Here is a 17,033-nt window from a genome sequence, read left to right on the forward strand (position 1 = left end):
GCCCCCGGGAGCCCGTCCCGCGGTGTGGCCTCCCGCGCCCGAGCAGCAGGCCCGCTCGGCCCCGGCCGCCACGCCGACCCAGCCGCCGGTTCCCCCGGCGGCGCCCCGGGGCGAGCCGTCGTTCATCATCTTCAGCAACCCCGCGTCCACGCAGGGCGCGAACCGTCCTCGCGCGCCGGAGCCCGCTCCCGTCCCGGGTGCCTCCAGCGCGCCGGATGCCGCCGTGCCGGAGTGGACGCTGCCCCAGGCCCGCTCCGCGCTGCGGGAGTCGACGCGAGACCTGGACCGCCTGCTGGACGTGGCGCTGCGCTTCGGCCGCCGCACGTTCGACTACGTGGCCGCCTTCGCCGTCGTGCGCGGCGCCGCGGGTGGCTGGGACTCGCGCGGTGAGGGCCTGGACGCGAACGCCCTCTCCCTGGTCTCCATCCCCCTGGACGCGAGCAGCGTCTTCCGCACCGTCGCCGTCACGCGCGGCAGCTACGCGGGCCCGCTGCCGCCGGACGCGCTCACGCGGCACTACCTGGAGCTCTTCGGCCGCCAGGCCCCGCGCACCGTCTTCCTGTACCCGGTGGAGGTGAAGGGCCGCCTCGTGGCCATCCTCTACGGCGACTGCGGCCAGAAGCCGATGAGCCAGCGCCGGCTCAGCGACTACATCCTGTTCTGCCAGGACCTGCCGGCCGCCTTCCAGGAGCTCATCCTCTTCCGCAAGCAGCGCGTGTCCGAGCTGCGCGCGCCGGAAGAGGACATCACCATCGACGTGGACGTGCCCGGCTTCCCGGCCCCGGTGCAGCCCGCGCCCGCGCCCGCCGTGGTCGCGGGGCTCGGCTGGAACCCCGTCTTCGGCCGTGGAGGCGTGGCCAACCTGGGCCGCGCCGCCGCCCTGCCCCCGCGAGTGCTCTCACCGGAAGAGCTCCCGCCGCCGGACTTCACGCCGCTCCTGCGCCGGCTCACCGGCCCGGACGCGTCCCAGCGCTCCAGCGCCATCGCGGAGCTGGCGCGCTCACCGGAAGCCAGCGCCCGCGTGCTCGCGCAGCACTTCCCCGGCCCCACCGCCTGGAGCCGGCTGCCCGTCGTGGAGCTGCCGGAAGCGGACGAGCTGGGCCCCATCCCCGCCGCCCTGTCGCGCCTGGGCCGCCCCGCGGCCGTCGCGCTGGCGCCGCTGTTGGACTCGAACGACGCGGACACGCGCTACCTGGCGCTGCTCACCGCGGGCAACCTGCCCTACGCGGAGCTGGTGGACGGCGTGCTGCGCGGCCTGTTCGACATGGAGCCGGACATCTCCAGCGCCGCGCGAGTCGCCGCCGCCGCGCTCAAGCACCTGCCGCGCCTGGACGCGTCCCTGCGCGACCTGCGCCAGGAGCTGGCGAGCCGGGACGCGCTGCGCCGCTCGCTGGCGGCCCGTGCGCTGGGCACGCTGCACGACCGCGACGCCATCGAGGGACTCATCAACCTCACCGGCAGCGACGACGCCATGTGCGCGCAGGCCGCCGCGGAGGCCCTGCGCGAAGTCACCCGCGCCACGCTGGGTCTCCAGCCGCGCCAGTGGTCGGCGTGGTGGGCGGAGAACCGCAGCCGCCGTCGCGCGGACTGGCTGGTGGCCGCGCTGCGCCACCGCGAGTTGGACGTGCGGCTCGCCGCCATCGAGGAGCTGAGTCGCGCCCTGCACGACACGCTGGGCTACTACGCGGACGCGCCCGACGCGGAGCGCGAGGCCGCGGTGCGGCGCTGGGAGTCCGCGGCGGTCGACCCCGCCAACGCCCGCCGGCTGGGCATGCTCTGAGTCTCGGAGGCGCGCGATGACGGGCGCCATGTGGGTCAGCCTGCTGGCGTGCGCGGGGCAGCTCGCGCTCGCCGGCATCGCGCTCGCCCGCGTGGGACGAAGCCCCCTCGCGCTGCCGCTGTCGCTGCTGTCCATCGCGCTGTCCACCTGGAACTTCTCCGCCTTCGGGCTGGCGCGTTCAGGGGACACCGGCTGGCGGCTGATGGGCTTCGCCGCGGCGCTGATGACGCTGCCGTGCGCGGTGCACTTCATCCTCGCGTTCGTGGGCCGCCGCCGCCGCTCCGCCCGGGTCCTCTACGGCACCTACGCGGTGATGGGCGCGCTCGCGCTGACCATGCTCATCGCCATGGGCGTGCCCGCGCTGGAAGAGCGCATCAACACCTTCCGCTTCGGGCTCGCGGTCGCCGTGGGCGTCATCCCCATCCTCACCACGGGCTTCGTGCTGCTCACGCGCCACCTGCGCCACGCGGTCTCCCCGGACGAGCGCGCGCGAGCGGGCCTGATGCTGCTGGGCCTCACGCTGCTCGTCGCGCTGCTGCTCACGGACCTGGCGGCGGACATGGCCCTGCCCGTGCCGAAGCTGGGCAACGTGGGCACGCTGCTGGGCCTGCCGGTGATGGCCACCGCGTCCCTGCGCTTCCAGCTCTTCGGCAAGGACACGCGGGCCACGAGCGCGGCGGTGCACGCCGGGGTGCTCGCGCTGGTGGGAGTGTTCGCCTACCTCACGCTCTTCCGCGTCTTCGCCGCTGAATCCGGGGCGCTGGTCGTGGGCACCACCGCCATCACCTTCGCGCTGCTCGCGGCGGCGCGGCGAGGCGTCACCGCCTTCGTCACCCAGCGCGAGCGCCTGGAGCAGCTGGCCACATTGGGCCGCTTCTCCGCGCAGATGGCGCACGACCTGAAGAACCCCATCGCCGCGCTCAAGGGCGCCGCGCAGTACCTGAAAGAGGAGCACGCGCGCGGCCACTCCTGGGACGCGCACGGGGACTTCCTCGACCTGCTGCTGGAGCAGGTGGAGCGCCTGGACCGCGTGGCGGGCACGTACCAGCGCCTCGCGCGAGTCGAACCCCTGCGCCGGCCGTTGGACCTGAACCGGCTGGTGGAGGGAGTGCTGTCGCTCCAGGCCTTCGCGACACCGGGCGCGGTGGAGCTCAAGAAGGAGCTCGCGCCCGACCTGCCCGAGTGCGCCGGGGACGAGGACCTGCTCGCCAACGCGCTGGAGAACCTGGTGCGCAACGCCTTCGAGGCCATGCCCGAGGGCGGCACCCTCACCGTGCGCACGCTGCGGGATGGCGGCGCGGTGGGGGTGGAGGTGCAGGACACCGGCAGCGGCATGGACGCGCGCACGCGCGAGCGGGCCTTCGACGACTTCTTCACCACCAAGGCGACGGGCAGCGGCCTGGGGCTGGCCTTCGTGAGGCGCGTGGCGGAGGCGCACGGAGGCACTGCGTCCCTGACGAGCGGCGAGGGCCATGGCACCATCCTCCGCCTGCGCCTGCCGGCGGCCCCCGTTTCCCAGGCCCCGGCATCCGAGGGAGAAGCCGCGTGAGCGAAGCACTGAAGGGCCACGTCCTGGTGGTCGATGATGATCCCGCGCTGCTCAAGGTGCTGGGCGCGCTGCTCACCCAGGCGGGCCTCACCCCGCATCCGGCCTCCAACGCGAAGGACGCCCTGGCCCTGCTCGCGCGCCGTCCCATCGACGTGGTGCTGAGCGACGTGCGCATGCCGGGCATGAGCGGCATGGAGCTGCTCGCGGAGGTGGGGCGCGGCTGGCCGGACGTGCCCGTGCTGCTGATGACGGCGCACGGCACGGTGCCGCTCGCGGTGGAGGCGATGAAGGCGGGCGCGGCGGACTTCGTGCTCAAGCCCTTCGACCGCGAGGAGCTCCTCTTCTCACTGAAGAAGGCCCTGCTCCACGCGAGCCGGGATCCGGAGCCCACGCGCGGCACCGGCAAGGCGCCGGACGGACTGGACAGCCTGCTCATGGGCCAGAGCCGCGCCATGACGGAGGTGAAGGCGCTGCTGGTGAAGGCCGCCCAGGGCACCGCCACGGTGCTGCTGAGGGGCGAGTCCGGCACGGGCAAGGAGCTGGCCGCGCGGGCCCTGCACGAGAACAGCCCCCGGCGCGCGGGGCCCTTCGTGAAGCTGCACTGCGCGGCGCTCCCGGACACGCTCCTGGAGAGCGAGCTGTTCGGCTACGAGAAGGGCGCCTTCACCGGCGCGGCCACGCGCAAGCCCGGACGCGTGGAGCTGGCGCATGGCGGCACGCTGTTCCTCGACGAGATTGGCGACGTGTCCCCCGCCGTGCAGGTGAAGCTCCTGCGCGTGCTCCAGGAGCGCGAGTTCGAACGGCTGGGCGGAACACAGACGGTGAAGATCGACGTGCGCTTCATCGCGGCCACGCACCAGTCCCTGGAGGACGGCGTGCGCCGGGGCACCTTCCGCGAGGACCTCTTCTACCGGCTCAACGTGGTGCCCCTCTGGCTGCCCACACTGCGCGAGCGGCCGGAGGACATCGCGGCCCTCGCCCGCCACTTCCTGGACGTGCACGCCAGGACCAACGGTCGCCCTCCCTTCACCCTGAGCGAGGACGGACTGCGAGCGCTCCAGGCCCAGCCGTGGCCCGGCAACGTGCGCCAGCTCCAGAACTTCCTGGAGCGGCTGGTGGTGCTCTCCGACGGGCCCATGCTCACCGGCGAGGACGTGGCGCGCGAGCTCTCCCGCCAACCGGGACTCGCGCCACCGCCCGTCGCCGCGCCGATGCCTCCTTCACCGTCCGACTCGGTCACGCTGGAGTCACGGCGCAAGGACGTGGAGAAGGAAGCGCTGGTGGACGCGCTGAAGCGCTCGGGTGACAACCGCACGCTGGCGGCGCGGCTGCTCGGGGTGAGCCGGCGCACGCTCTACAACAAGCTGGAGGAGCACGGCCTGTTGTAGGGGTGGCGGGAGGCCGGGCCGCTGAAACCCGGGCCGTGTTTTCACACGGCGCTTCCGTGTACGGACCTGACTTCCAGGTTTATGCTGCTTCGCGCTCGTACTCCCTGGACGCGGTACCTCAGCGCATCCGAGTCCCCCTCCCAGCCCGCAGGGGCTGGCTGACACGAAGGAGCAACGCCCCATGACCCAGTCCCTCGCCAGCCGCGTGAGCGGCACCGTCTACACCCCCAACGACGCGGGCTATGCCCCGGAGAGCGCCGGCTTCAACGTGCTGGTGACGCATTCGCCGCAGTACGTGGTGGCGGTGAAGTCCACGAAGGACGTGGCGGAGGCCATCCGCTTCGCCCGGGAGAACCAGCTGCCCGTGTCGGTGCTGGCCACGGGGCACGGGACGTACGCGTCCATCACCTCAGGCGTGCTCATCTCCACGAAGGCGCTGAACCACGTGAGCATCGACCCCGCGACGCGCATCGCCACCATCGGCGCGGGCGCGCGCTGGGAGCCGGTCATCGAGGAGGCGGCGAAGCACGGCCTGGCGCCCATCGCGGGCTCGTCCACGAACGTGGGCGTGGTGGGCTACCTCCTGGGCGGCGGCCTGGGGCCGCTGGTGCGCAGCCACGGCGTCAGCTCCGACTACGTCGTGGGCTACACGCTCGTCACCTCTGACGGGGAGACGGTGGAGGCGAGCGCCGAGCAGCACCCGGACCTGTTCTGGGCCCTGCGCGGCGGCAAGGGCGGCTTCGGCATCGTGACGGAGGTGAAGCTCAAGCTGGTGGAGATGCGGTCGCTCTACGCGGGCAGCCTCTTCTTCGCGGAGGAGCACATCGAGGCCGTGCTGCGCGGCTGGGTGAAGTGGACGTCGGAGGCGGACGCGCGCGTGTCCACGAGCATCGCCGTGATGCGCTTCCCGCCGTTCGACTTCATCCCGCCCCCGCTGCAGGGCCGCACGGTCATCAACCTGCGCTTCGCCTTCCCGGGCTCCACGGAAGAGGGCGCGAAGCTGGCGGCCCCCCTGCGCGCGCTGGCGCCCATCTACCTGGACATGCTGGGCGAGCTGCCCGTGACGCAGATTGCCCGCGTCCACAATGATCCGGACAAGCCCAGCCCCGTGTGGACGAACGGCATGATGCTGACCCACGTGGACCAGGACCTGGCCACCACGCTGCTGCGCCACGTGGGCGCGGGCGTGCAGACGCCATACTTCATGCTGGAGCTGCGGCACCTGGGCGGCGCCAGCCAGAAGGACGTGGCGGGCGGCTCCGCGGTGGGCGGCCGCGGCGGCAACTTCATCGTCGGCCTGGTGGGCATGCACCCGCCGCTGTTCGAGACGGTGCTGCCCGGCGCCACGGAGGGCCTGCGCGCGGAGCTGAAGCCGTGGCTGTCGCCGGAGATGAGCATCAACTTCATGGGCAAGGTCCGTGACGCGCAGCACTTCGACAGCGCCTGGCCGGACGCCATCCGCGCGAAGCTTAAGGACGTGCGCGGCAAGTACGACCCGCACAAGGTCTTCGCGAAGTAGCGCGTCAGGGAGCCAGCGTCGCCAGCGAGTCCAGCTCCGCCTGGAACGCGGCGATGATTGCCCCCGGGTCGGGCACGCGTGACGCATCCGAGGCCACGCCCATGGTGACCTGTCCCGCGTAGCTGAAGAGACTGACCCCCAGGCCCACGTGGCCGGCCTGGGGGACCCAGAACGTGAGTCCCGCGAGTCGGCTGCCCGCGAGCGACACCGGCTGGCGCGGCCCGGGCACGTTGGTGGCGACGAGCGACGCCTTGGTGCCCATCACGTCCACGACGGCGCGCTCCAGCGCCGCGGGCGTGCGCCCCAGGAGTTCCAGCATCCCGGACATCACCACGGCCTCCGGCGAGCGCTTGAGGTGCTCCATCCGCTTCATCACTTCGCGAAGCCGGCGGCGGGGCTCCGCCAGGTGCACGGGGAGCCGCAGGAACACCACGCCGAAGCGATTGCCCAGCTCGCGAGGCACCGGCACATCCATGGGCCGCAGGTTCACCGGCACCAGCGCATGCACGTCCTCCAGCGGCGCGTCCCGCGTGGCCAGGTAGCGCCGCAGCGCGCCCGTCACCACCGTGAGCAGCACGTCGTTCACCGTGCCACCCAGGGCCCTGCCCACGGCCTTCACCCGCTCCAACGCAATGGGCTCCGACCACGCGGCCACCTTCCGGGGGCTCAAAGGCCCACGCAAGGGAGTGCGAGGATCGGGAGGCAGCACCAGCAGCTTGCCCAGCGCGGCCGCCCCCTTCGCGCCCTCGCGAACGAGGTCGCCCGCGAGGATGGGCTCGCGCACCATTTCCGCGCCCTTGCGCAGCGCGGAGCGGGCGCCCCGCGCCAGCCGCAGCCAGCCGGGAGGGCCTGGCCGCCGCTCCGGTTCGGAAGGCGTGACCGCGCTGGAGTCTTCGTCGTGAGCCTCCAGGCTTCCAGGCGCGGCCGCTCGTGCCGCGCCGGCCTCCGTATCCGGCACCTCAGCGCCCGCGTCCACCGGATCCGTGAGGGACAGCAGCACCCTCGCGAGCGCGATGCCATCCGCGATGCAGTGGTGCAGCCGCGCGAGCAGCACGTCCCCACCCTGCGCGCCGCGCACCAGGTGGAAGTGCCACAGCGGACGGGAGCGGTCCAACGGCACGCCCAGCCAGTCCCCGACGAGCGCCTCCAGCCCCTCGCGTCCCGCCGACTCCGGCACGCGCAGCGTGGACAGGTGCTCCTCCAGCTCGAAGTCCTGCGCGTCCTCCCAGTGCGGCGCGCCCAGCGGTCCGGGCACCACGCGCTGCCGGAAGCGGGGGTAGCGCTCCACCAGCCGCTCACGCACCACCGCGCGCAGACGCTCCAAATCCATGGCGCCGTCGAACCACAGCACCGCGGTGATCATCATCAGGTTCGCGGGCTCCTCCATCTGGAGCCACGCCGCATCAATGCTCGCCATCCGCTCGCGACCTGCCATGGCGCCCTTCTCACCCGTGCGCCCCAGTGGGGGCAAGGTTCCTCCTCAAGGCTTGGGTTGCGGCTCCGGCGCCTCCTGCTTCTCCCGCTCGAACTGGAACGTCTGCCGGGTGGCACCCGGCACCGTGAGGATGAGCGAGTCCTTCTCTTCGATGACGTAGGTGAAGTCCCCGCCCTTGAACTTGCCCTTGGTCAGGGGCACCACGCGCTCCTTGCCGCACACCGGTCCCACCGCCTGACCATCCTGCGTGCGCAGCGCCAGGTGCTTCTTGTCCTTCACCTCCAGCCGGCCCCACGCGCGAACATCCAGCGTGCTGCCGCGCCCGAGCGTCGCGTCATCCAGCCTCGTCCGCATCACGAAGCACCCACTCGGAGTGATCTGCAACGCCCGCGCGTAGTCGGACCGGGGCTGCACGTCGAGGCGCTCTTCCTGCCCCTGCTCCGTGTCCGGGATGCTCGCCGCGGACAGCACCCACGTGCCCACCAGCTCTTCCGGGACCGCCGTGCCCTTGGGCGCCTTGTCGCCCTCGCACGGGCTCGTCACCAGCTTCTCCGGGCTCTTGGGCGCGGGCTCGAAGGACTTCTCGCAGGTGAGGCCGCACGACTTCGCCGCGCACGCCGTGTCGTCCGGCGCGCACGCCGCCTTGCTGGTGCAGGCCTTCAGCCGCTTGAGCGCGTCCTCACACCCCTCGCGCATGCACTTGTCGACGCACTCCGCGTCGATGCACTCCGACACGCAGACCCAGTTGGTGCGGCCACACACGCCCGCGACGGTGCGGGGAGCCTGGGCCGCCGCGGGCAGCGCGGCGACGGAAACGAGAAGCAGGACGAGGAGTCGGAACGGTCGCATGCGCCCTGCAAGCTAGGCAGTGCGCCCACCTCCGGCGACACCCGGCGACAGGACGGCTGTCCACCGGGCATCACTCCGGGCTCCGGCACTGCCGTCAGGTGAACTGCCACCGCCAGGTGCGCGGGTCGGACGGATTGGGCAGCTCCAGCTCGAAGTCCAGCGTGTCGTAGCGGCTGAACTCGCGAGGCTCCACGCGCAGGAGCGTCATCGCCGTGGTGTTGCGCTCGCGCATCGGAGACACGTCGAAGGCCAGCTCCGCGTCGAAGGCGACCTTGTAGAAGAGGCAGAAGCCGTCCACCCGCCCGTCCTCCTCCACCGGCCGCTGGATGCGCACGCGCGAGGGCAGCCCCTCCGCGCGCATCGTCTCCAGGTCGAACCCGAACGCGGGCTCCGGCTCACACAGCAGGTGGTCCACCTCATACGAGCGCACCAGCCGCGTGAAGTACGACGGGCTCATCGCCTCGCGCAGCGACTGGAGGCAGCGGAAGTCCACGTGGGGCAGGTGCTGCGTCCAGATGAACGGGACGCATGCCTCCTCGCGCAGCTGCACGGGCTCCACGTAGACCTCGAAGCGGTTGGGGAGGATGCGGCCGCCGGGCTTGAGCAGGCGCGTGCGCAAGTCCAGCATCCGGGGCACGAGCCCCGCGTCGAGCAGCGCATCTCCCAGGAGCTCATGCAGCAGCACGTCCGCCTTCTCCTGCGGTTGGAAGTGCCAGGTGGGCTCGCGCACGAAGTCGATGCGGTCCAGGCCGTTGCGGCGGGCCACCCACTGCGTGGTGTCCAACAGACGCGAGTCATCCACCGCGTACAGCTTGCGCGGGTTCTGGTGCGCGGCGAGGAAGGTGCGCAGGCCGGTGCCGGCCTTCACGTCCACCACCACCTGGTTGGGGCGCACGTAGCGCTCCACCGCGCGGCGCCACATCTCCACGCGTTGCGGATCCGCCAGGACGGAGTCTTGCGGCGCCGGACTGGACAGGGACAGGCTGTTGGGCGCGTGCCGGCGGTGCAGCTGGGACACGAGCGGCAGGTGCCTGAGACGCGAGCGCAGGTCCATCAACGCCTGACGCGGCAGGTCGAGCAGATTCGACATGGTGGCTTCCCCCCGGAAGGCCGTGACGGTCCCGACAAAGACGCGGCCGACCACCCCGTCCCCCGGAACCGGACTCCGGAGGATGCGGTAAATCCCGGCTTTCCACCTATCCGTCCCGAGGGCCGCTCTCTGTCCCCGCGTGAACATCCGTCCCCGTACTGGGGGCGCAATCCACTCGCACCGCCTCGCGACAATCCCTCAAAGCAGGAAGGCACCGGGCTCCCGGTGACCTCTCGCCGGCGACCTGGAGACGGCGCCGGCGAGAGGCTTTCCACCTGCACGGGAGCGTCCGCGAATGACAGTCCAAGCATCCCTCCGGGCGGGCAAGAAAGCAGGCGGAATGCGTCTATTCCGGAAAGCCGCTCATTCGCGAGCCCTGCTCGTGGACGGGAGGAAGGCTGCCGGTCACGCCCGTGGATGGACCCAGGTCTCGATGGAAGAGGGGGCACGGATGATGCGAGCGATGGAATCGCGGACACAGGGCGGGCGGGAGCTGGTGGCGAGCGTCGGGGGCGCGGCGTGCTGGGAGGCGCAGCCGTGGCGGCTCCAGCTTCAGGACGCGAGGGCGCGCGAGCACCGGGTGGCGAGGTCGGTGCTCGTCGCGGCGCTGCTGGCGGAGGGCTTCACGGCGGAGGCGGAGGTGGCGGGGTTCGCGGGGGCGCTGGAGGACCGGGCGTCGCTGAGCATCGGGCAGGTGCTGCGGTTCGTGGACGGCCTGCGGGTGCGCATGGCGCTGGCGTGCACGGACGACGAGGTGTTGCAGCTGGCCTACCTGCGCCGCAACGCGGAGGAGCTGGCGGAGCGGATGATTGACTGGGCCAACGCAGGGCGTCTTCCGGCGTAGGGCGAGCGGGGCGCCGCGCGGACGTTGGTGGTGGGCGTCCCGGGTGGGAGTGCCTTGACAGGGACGGTGGGGCGCTTTCAGGTGGGGGCATGCTCGCCCTCGCACTTGCCGCCACGCTGGCGGCCGCACCCGCGCCTCGCGTCGCCGCCTCCACGGTGACGGTCCTCCACGCTCCGCAGTTGGATCAGCTCCAGGGGTTGAACGCGTTCCTGACGCGCGCCGGGACGTACTCGCAGATGCTGAACCCGGAGGCCTGGCGCGGCGAGCTGCACCCCATCCTGCGGCTCGACCTCGGGAAGCCGGAGGTGATGGAGGCGCAGGGCATCGACGTGACGGGGCCGCTGACGGTGTCCATGCGGAAGGACGGCCGCATCGCGTGCACGCGGGTGAAGGACGCGAAGGTGTTCCAGGAAGCGACGGCGAACGTGCTCGCGCGCAACGGCGACGTGAAGGCGGGCACGGTGAAGGGCGTGACGACGCTGCGCGCGCCAGGCCCCACGGGCGGCTTCGGCGGCTACGTCATCAAGGGCCAGGAGGCCTGTGCCTTCCTGAGCACGGACTCGGACGACGCGCTCCGCAAGGAGGCCGCGAAGCTGGTGGCGCAGAAGGCGCCGGCCGCGGACGCGAGGATGGCCGCGGTGCCGGGCGTGCTGTTCGTGTCCACGAAGGACGGCGTGGTAGCGCTGGACGGCACGGCGACGGGGCTGAAGGTGGAGGGCACGGCGACGAAGCTGCCGCTGCCGCCCTTCCAGACCAAGGGCACGAGCCCCTACGGCGCCATGTCCCCCGCGGGCCTGCTCTTCGCCAGGGCGCAGGTGGCGCCCACGGGCGTGGCGCAGGCGGTGGAGTCCGTGGCGGACGCGGTGCGGACGGTGTGTCCCACGTGCCCGGCGGAGGACGTGAAGGCGGTGACGGACGCGCTGGCGAAGCAGCTGACGGGGCAGGTGTTGTTCGGCGTGGATTCGGTGGCGGTGCGCGGTTCGCTGCGCAAGCCGGAGGTGCGCTTCTTCGCGGCGAAGCAGGCGCTGGCGGCGGAGGTGACGGACGCGGCGGCGGTGAAGGCGGCGCTGGCGCCACTGGCGAAGTTCCCGGGAGCGAAGGCGCTGGAGGACGGCTACGCGATGGAGGCCAAGGGCGGCAGCGTCTACGTGCGGCTCAAGGGCAAGCAGTTGGTGTTCGGCAATGACTCCACGGTGACGCAGACAATGCTCGCGGCGCTGCCGGAGAAGGGCGGGCCGCTGAAGCGCGCGGTGGAGTTCACGTTGGATCCAAAGAAGCTGGCCCGGGGCCTGTCCCAGGTGTCGCTGATGGACGTGATGGGCGACGAGCGCCTGGCCGCGTTCTTCGGAGCGAGCACGGAGCTGGGCCCCCTGCTCGCGAAGAGCGACAGCATCACCGGCTGGCTGGACAGCGCGCCCAACGGCGCGCATCGTTTCTTTCTATATTGGGCGCTGCCTGCACAGCCTTAATCAAATCAAAAATGACAATTAAATTCTCCGACCCAAGCAGTCCTGACGAAAACTCCTCGACTGAGCTAGAGCCTGAGCCTCTTGGCGCTCCGCCCCGCAAGATACCTTGGGATCCCAAAAAGATCCGTGTAACGACCAAGCCCTGGTCTCTGAGGCAGGCAATTGACGACATTGCAGACTCAACAATCGACCTCACCCCGGATTTTCAACGACCCTCCGTATGGAATGAAAAACAAAAATCAAGACTCATCGAATCCATACTACTCGGCATCCCACTGCCTGCATTCTACTTCAACGCCGACCGCAATGGCCGCATGCAAATTGTCGATGGCGTCCAACGCCTATCGTCAATAACCGGATTCACAAACAACAAATTCGAACTGACGAATCTGGAGTACCTGACAGATCTAAACAATAAATTCTGGAGAGATCTGGAACCGACATTTCGGCGCCGCTTTCATCAAACGCAGATTTTTGTAAACGTCATCGAGCCTGAAACGCCTTCAGAAGTGAAGTTCAACATTTTCAAACGAATCAACACAGGCGGAGAACCACTAACCGCCCAGGAAATACGCCACGCGCTGAGTCGTCCGCGCTCCCGAAGCCTCCTTAAGCGAATGGCCACATCCAGAGCTTTTGAACTGGCAACAGCCGACGCTCTCAAGGCGGACCTGCGTATGAACAGCCAGGAAATGGCACTCCGCTTCGTAGCTCTGTATCTCGATCCTGATCTACAGACGTATGAACGCGCAGAATCAGTTGACGACTATTTGATAGCATGCACGAAGCGTATTGATGATCCTCAAGATCTTAGCGACAAGGAGCTCGCCAAGATCGAGGAGAAATTCAATCACGCCATGGAGAACGCACATGCTCTATTTGGAGAACATGCTTTCCGCAAATGGCCGGCGGGCAACTCCCGTCGTTTTCCTCTGAACAGGTCACTATTCGAGAGCTGGTCGCTTGCGCTAGCCGATAAAGACTCAGCCTTGCTGCTCCCAAGGAAAGAGCAGATCATCTCCAAGCTTCGATACAGGTTCGCAAACGACAAAGAATACGAATCAGCAATTACCGCAGCAACGGCGGACTTGGCTCGCGTCAAACTACGCATTCGAGTTGCGCAAGAAATTCTGAGCTAACAACCATGCCTCTTCGCAAGCTCTCACTTACAAACTTCAAGAGGTTCCGGACATTAAACATTGCTCTGCGCGACCTCACAGTCCTCACAGGAATCAATGGAGGAGGAAAGACCTCAATTCTGCACAGCCTGATCCTCGCACGACAAGCATCCGCCGGAGCTCCGCCTCCGGACTTCGTACAACTAAACGGACCACAAGGACTCCAGCTGGGCGAATCGCAGGACATACTTCACAGAGACGCCGAGCCAACCGAAGGAATAGTTCTCACACTCGAAGACAACCAAAGCGCCACTGCCACATGGCGGTTCGGCATCGAGGATGAGCGCAGCTTAAATTTAAGAGTCAAAGAAAGGCCGGTTTCGCCACCTAGCGCACTTGCCAATGAGGCACGTCAGTTTGCGTATCTCAGCGCGGAGCGCCTTGGCCCACGGGATGTGCTTGGCGCAAGCTCCATAGCACACAGAGACCTGCACGTTGGCCATCAAGGTGAATTCTCTGCACAGGTCCTCTCCATCCTTGAACGCGAAAACGTCTCTCCAAATCGAATTCATCCAGTCACCGACAGCGAAGGAGGCGCAACCACACTCCGAAAGCAAACTGAGTTTTGGCTAAGCAGTATTGTACGTCCCATTGAACTCGACGCCGAATGGATCCCAGGAAGCGGAGTAACACTCATCAGATTTAGAGAGCCAGGAGAGCCCGTCGATAGAACTCGGCCTACAAACATGGGGTTCGGCGTTTCCTACGCGCTGCCCATTGTTGCTGCTGCGCTACTGGCGCCACCAGGCTCTCTGCTATTGGTTGAAAACCCTGAAGCACATTTGCATCCCTCTGGCCAATCAAACATGGGTGCATTTTTGGCCAGGGTCGCCGCCGATGGCGTTCAGACGATCATCGAAACCCATAGCGACCATTTGCTTAACGGCATCCGTCGCAGCATCGGCGTCGATAGGACGCTGTTATCAGACAACGCCATAGTCCACTTCTTCGACTCCGAAGAAAATGGCACAGCCCGCTCTACAACCATCGACCTAACTTCGCGTGGCGATCTTTCTACTTGGCCGAATGGCTTCTTTGATCAAATGGATCTAGATCTTGCGGACTTGGCTCGTTCCAGGAGACGTGGACCAGGATAATGCGATTCGTTCTAGATGATGCTCCTTGGTCCAATGCTGATTTACCAAAACAGGAACTCGAAGAGAGCCTCGACTCCTTAACCGATAGGCTCCAAATTATTCGGAAACGCAAGGAAGGAATCTCCATATACGATGGAATTTGGGACATTGCCCTCGTTGGCTCGGACTCACTCACCAGCCTTCTTTACGACGCCGACAATCGACGTAATTTGCACAGAGATGTGAGGCAGCGCTTAATACGACAGATGGATCAAATCTCCAGCAATACGTTTAGCGATACAAGCCTGACTGACTTCACGGCTACGGTAGCCGGCAGTCCCCTGCTTGCGCCCTCTGCGGTTCATGCGTGGCAGGAAGCCCAAGACAACAAAAACATAGCATGCCTTACACCTAAGTCATCAGGTCGTGTCGGCATGCTGCCCGTCACAGTCGCAACGGGCCCCACTCTCCATATCCACTACGTAAACAGCAACTCATCGCATCTGGATTTTTTCCGAGAACTAATAACGACTGAAAATGCCGACGACACTACGTTCGCGCAATTCGCGAAATCAGCATTCCCAGATCTGCATTTTGCAGAAAACACATGGCGCGGCCTCAGGAACTTTAGTCGACCATTTCGCGAGCGTCGCGAGGCAGTTGTACATCACCTGTCCGTACTAAACGATCACGGCTCACGTATTTTTGCCATGCGAGAACATCTGCTCATTGAACGGGAGTTCCAAGCGCTAGGCATTTCCATCAGCACGGAAACAAAAGAAACAATAGACGACAACCACTACTGCTCGTTTCGAAAAATGAAATACTCTGGCGACTTTCTCGTGTTTGACTGGCACATGAAAATCGAGCCACATATCGACAGGATACACATTCATCCTGGCACGAAATCATCCGAAGGCAGTGTCATCGTCGGCATATTCACGAGCCATCTGCCGCTCCCAGGCGACTGACTTATCGCACTCGCGTTGGCATTCAAATACAAGGCACCACTCGAGATAAATTTTTGACGAGACTGACTACGGCAATCTGCTCGGTAGAAATTCGCCCCATTTGCTGACATTTTTATCAAGCTAACTACGTACAAGCCAACGGCCCGCTCCGGGAACTCCCAGGGCGGGCCGTCGTGTCTTTAGCGCTCTTTGCGTCCAGGCTACTTGCGCACCAGTTCCACCTGCATGCCCAACAGCTTGCGGCTCTCGCCCGTGGTGCCGCACATCGCGCCGTCCGTGAGCGGGCCCATAGGGCGCTCCATGCCCTCCACCTTGCACCAGTAGCGCACGGTGTACAGGTGCGCCCCTTCGCCGCGAAGCCGGATGCCGAAGGCCTCCAGGCGTCGTGACTCGCCCTGCGTTCCGCACGGCGTGCCCTCGGGCAGCCACCCCGAATCACCGATGTCCTGGAGGTGGCACTGGTACTCCAACTGCACGGCCTTCATGGGGCGCTTCAGGTGGAACTCGAACTGCTCGATGCGCTTGGGCTGCGTGGGCAGCCACGTGGTCCGGCGGGAGCTCTGGTTGCCGATGTCCTCGCTGTGCACCGTGCCCACCAGCTCCACCGTCTTCGACGGACCGGCACCCAGCGTCGACGCCAACATCATTCCAACCAGCAGGCTCTTCATGGGGCTTCCTTGTGGGAGACACCCGTCCCGACGTGGCCGGCGTGGACCTATTCACCCGGAGCGCGACGCCGTCCCCTACCGAAACGCATCAACGACATAGGCCGCCGCGGTGGAGCCTTCAAGGATCGCCATCCCAGGCTTCGAGTCCGGACTCTTCCGCATCTGGTCCTGGCTGAGCCGGGCCACGGCACAGATGGGGAACTTCTCGCTGTCCGGTGGATGGGCCTCGTAGTACCGGATGACGACCTGCGGGCCGCTCGTCCAGACCTGCCCATACAAACGGGTCGTCGCCTCCAACGTGCCGAAGTCATCCTCGAGGATGCTCTCAATCGGACCGTCATAGAGAGTGGGACGCCGTGAACCAATCTGGTTCGCGTCCAGTTCGACCAATTGCGCATCCCCCACACGCAACTTCAAGGCACGCATCGTCCGCTTGGCTTCCTCCGAGCACTCCTGCGGACCCGGAGTTCCATCGGGGCGCAGCGACACTCCGCTGCTGGTACATCCAGAAGACGCAGCAAGCAGGACAAAAGTGCCGAGCAGCAGGGCCTGTGTCATGGGCATGGGGGCGACTTTTCTACTGCCGAACGAGTGCATGTCCATCGCCACGGCGACCTGGAGGAGCCCATCCTCACGGAAGATCTGAAGGGCCAGATCCGCCAACTGACCACCCCCCAGTTCGGCGGACGCCTTCCATCCAACCTACGCCGTCCGCTCGCGAGGCAACCCCGTCCCCGTCCGCTGGCGCTCCGCCTCCTCCGCGCGCGCCAGTCCCCGCTGGATGTCATTCCAATCCAACGTCCCCGCGAGCAGCCCGTCCTCGTCCACCACCGCGGCCATGGGCACGCGCGCCTCCGCCATCCTTCGCAGCGCCGCCCACCCGTCCTCGCGCAGGTCCGCCACCACGCCGTCCTCCATCGCGTCGCGCACCACGTAGCCTCCGCGCTGCGCCTCCGGCACCGCCTGCGCCGCGGCCCACGTCACCCGCCCCACCGGCCGCCCCGCGCTCGTCACCGGCAACATGCTCACGTGCTCGTGCCTGAGCGCCCAGTGCGCGTCCTGCATCGACAGGTCCAGGTCCACGCCCACCATCCGGGGCGTCATCAGCGCTTCCACATTCACGCGCTCCAGCAGCGCCTTCATCCGCACCTGCCGCGACTCCCCCTCCGCCCCCATCAGCACGAAGAACGCCACCACCAGCGTGAACGGGTTCAGCG

The 17,033-nt window shown here is 67.5% G+C and carries 14 protein-coding genes and 1 pseudogene; 9 read left to right on the plus strand and 6 right to left on the minus strand.

The genetic code is table 11. From position 1 onward, the window contains the following. From D7V80_RS34125 to D7V80_RS34140, 4 genes and pseudogenes are all read left to right on the plus strand, one after another. Window positions 1–1,780 (plus strand): annotated as a pseudogene (locus D7V80_RS34125) (FrgA protein); the annotation flags it as partial. A 16-nt stretch (window positions 1,781–1,796) separates the two neighbouring features. Then, window positions 1,797–3,329 carry an ATP-binding protein gene (locus D7V80_RS34130; RefSeq protein WP_120592072.1) on the plus strand — a complete coding sequence of 511 codons (1,533 nt, stop codon included), beginning with the start codon at window positions 1,797–1,799 and terminating at the stop codon, window positions 3,327–3,329. Further along, window positions 3,326–4,717 (plus strand): sigma-54 dependent transcriptional regulator, encoded by a 1,392-nt coding sequence (locus tag D7V80_RS34135; protein WP_120592073.1) that lies wholly within the window; start codon window positions 3,326–3,328, stop codon window positions 4,715–4,717. The genes D7V80_RS34130 and D7V80_RS34135 overlap by 4 nt, the downstream gene beginning before the upstream one ends. Before the next feature lie 181 nt (window positions 4,718–4,898). Further along, window positions 4,899–6,236, plus strand: a complete 1,338-nt coding sequence (locus tag D7V80_RS34140) for an FAD-binding oxidoreductase (protein WP_120592074.1) — start codon at window positions 4,899–4,901, stop codon at window positions 6,234–6,236. A 4-nt stretch (window positions 6,237–6,240) separates the two neighbouring features. Here the strand turns inward: D7V80_RS34140 and D7V80_RS34145 are convergent, their stop codons facing one another. The 3 genes from D7V80_RS34145 to D7V80_RS34155 form a co-directional block, all read right to left on the minus strand. Further along, on the minus strand, window positions 6,241–7,671 hold the full coding sequence (locus D7V80_RS34145) for a wax ester/triacylglycerol synthase family O-acyltransferase (protein ID WP_120592083.1): 1,431 nt from the start codon (window positions 7,669–7,671) through the stop codon (window positions 6,241–6,243). 45 nt (window positions 7,672–7,716) lie between these two features. Continuing rightward, the gene (locus tag D7V80_RS34150; RefSeq protein ID WP_120592075.1) at window positions 7,717–8,520 is read right to left on the minus strand and encodes a hypothetical protein; all 804 of its coding nucleotides are present in this window, start codon (window positions 8,518–8,520) and stop codon (window positions 7,717–7,719) included. A 94-nt stretch (window positions 8,521–8,614) separates the two neighbouring features. Beyond that, window positions 8,615–9,610: a class I SAM-dependent methyltransferase gene (locus tag D7V80_RS34155; protein WP_120592076.1), complete on the minus strand. Its 996-nt coding sequence runs from the start codon at window positions 9,608–9,610 to the stop codon at window positions 8,615–8,617. Between the two features lie 463 nt (window positions 9,611–10,073). Between D7V80_RS34155 and D7V80_RS43730 the strand changes: the two genes are divergently transcribed. From D7V80_RS43730 to D7V80_RS41545, 5 genes are all read left to right on the plus strand, one after another. Beyond that, the gene (locus D7V80_RS43730; RefSeq protein ID WP_147447301.1) at window positions 10,074–10,454 is read left to right on the plus strand and encodes a hypothetical protein; all 381 of its coding nucleotides are present in this window, start codon (window positions 10,074–10,076) and stop codon (window positions 10,452–10,454) included. 89 nt (window positions 10,455–10,543) lie between these two features. Further along, window positions 10,544–11,923 carry a hypothetical protein gene (locus D7V80_RS34165; protein WP_120592078.1) on the plus strand — a complete coding sequence of 460 codons (1,380 nt, stop codon included), beginning with the start codon at window positions 10,544–10,546 and terminating at the stop codon, window positions 11,921–11,923. An 11-nt stretch (window positions 11,924–11,934) separates the two neighbouring features. Then, the gene (locus tag D7V80_RS34170; protein WP_120592079.1) at window positions 11,935–13,062 is read left to right on the plus strand and encodes a DUF262 domain-containing protein; all 1,128 of its coding nucleotides are present in this window, start codon (window positions 11,935–11,937) and stop codon (window positions 13,060–13,062) included. A 5-nt stretch (window positions 13,063–13,067) separates the two neighbouring features. Further along, window positions 13,068–14,198, plus strand: a complete 1,131-nt coding sequence (locus tag D7V80_RS34175) for a DUF3696 domain-containing protein (protein ID WP_120592080.1) — start codon at window positions 13,068–13,070, stop codon at window positions 14,196–14,198. Further along, entirely contained in the window at window positions 14,198–15,148 is a 951-nt protein-coding gene (locus D7V80_RS41545) for a hypothetical protein (protein ID WP_147447302.1), read from the plus strand. The genes D7V80_RS34175 and D7V80_RS41545 overlap by 1 nt, the downstream gene beginning before the upstream one ends. A gap of 200 nt (window positions 15,149–15,348) precedes the next feature. Here the strand turns inward: D7V80_RS41545 and D7V80_RS34180 are convergent, their stop codons facing one another. From D7V80_RS34180 to D7V80_RS34190, 3 genes are all read right to left on the minus strand, one after another. Further along, window positions 15,349–15,816 carry a hypothetical protein gene (locus D7V80_RS34180; protein WP_120592081.1) on the minus strand — a complete coding sequence of 156 codons (468 nt, stop codon included), beginning with the start codon at window positions 15,814–15,816 and terminating at the stop codon, window positions 15,349–15,351. A 75-nt stretch (window positions 15,817–15,891) separates the two neighbouring features. After that, entirely contained in the window at window positions 15,892–16,380 is a 489-nt protein-coding gene (locus D7V80_RS34185) for a serine/threonine protein kinase (protein WP_120592084.1), read from the minus strand. A gap of 138 nt (window positions 16,381–16,518) precedes the next feature. Then, window positions 16,519–17,033: CBS domain-containing protein (locus D7V80_RS34190; RefSeq protein ID WP_120592082.1), on the minus strand; the 515-nt coding region annotated here is incomplete at its 5' end.

It is taken from the genome of Corallococcus sp. CA054B (genome assembly GCF_003611625.1).
Classification (GTDB): Bacteria; Myxococcota; Myxococcia; order Myxococcales; family Myxococcaceae; genus Corallococcus; species Corallococcus coralloides.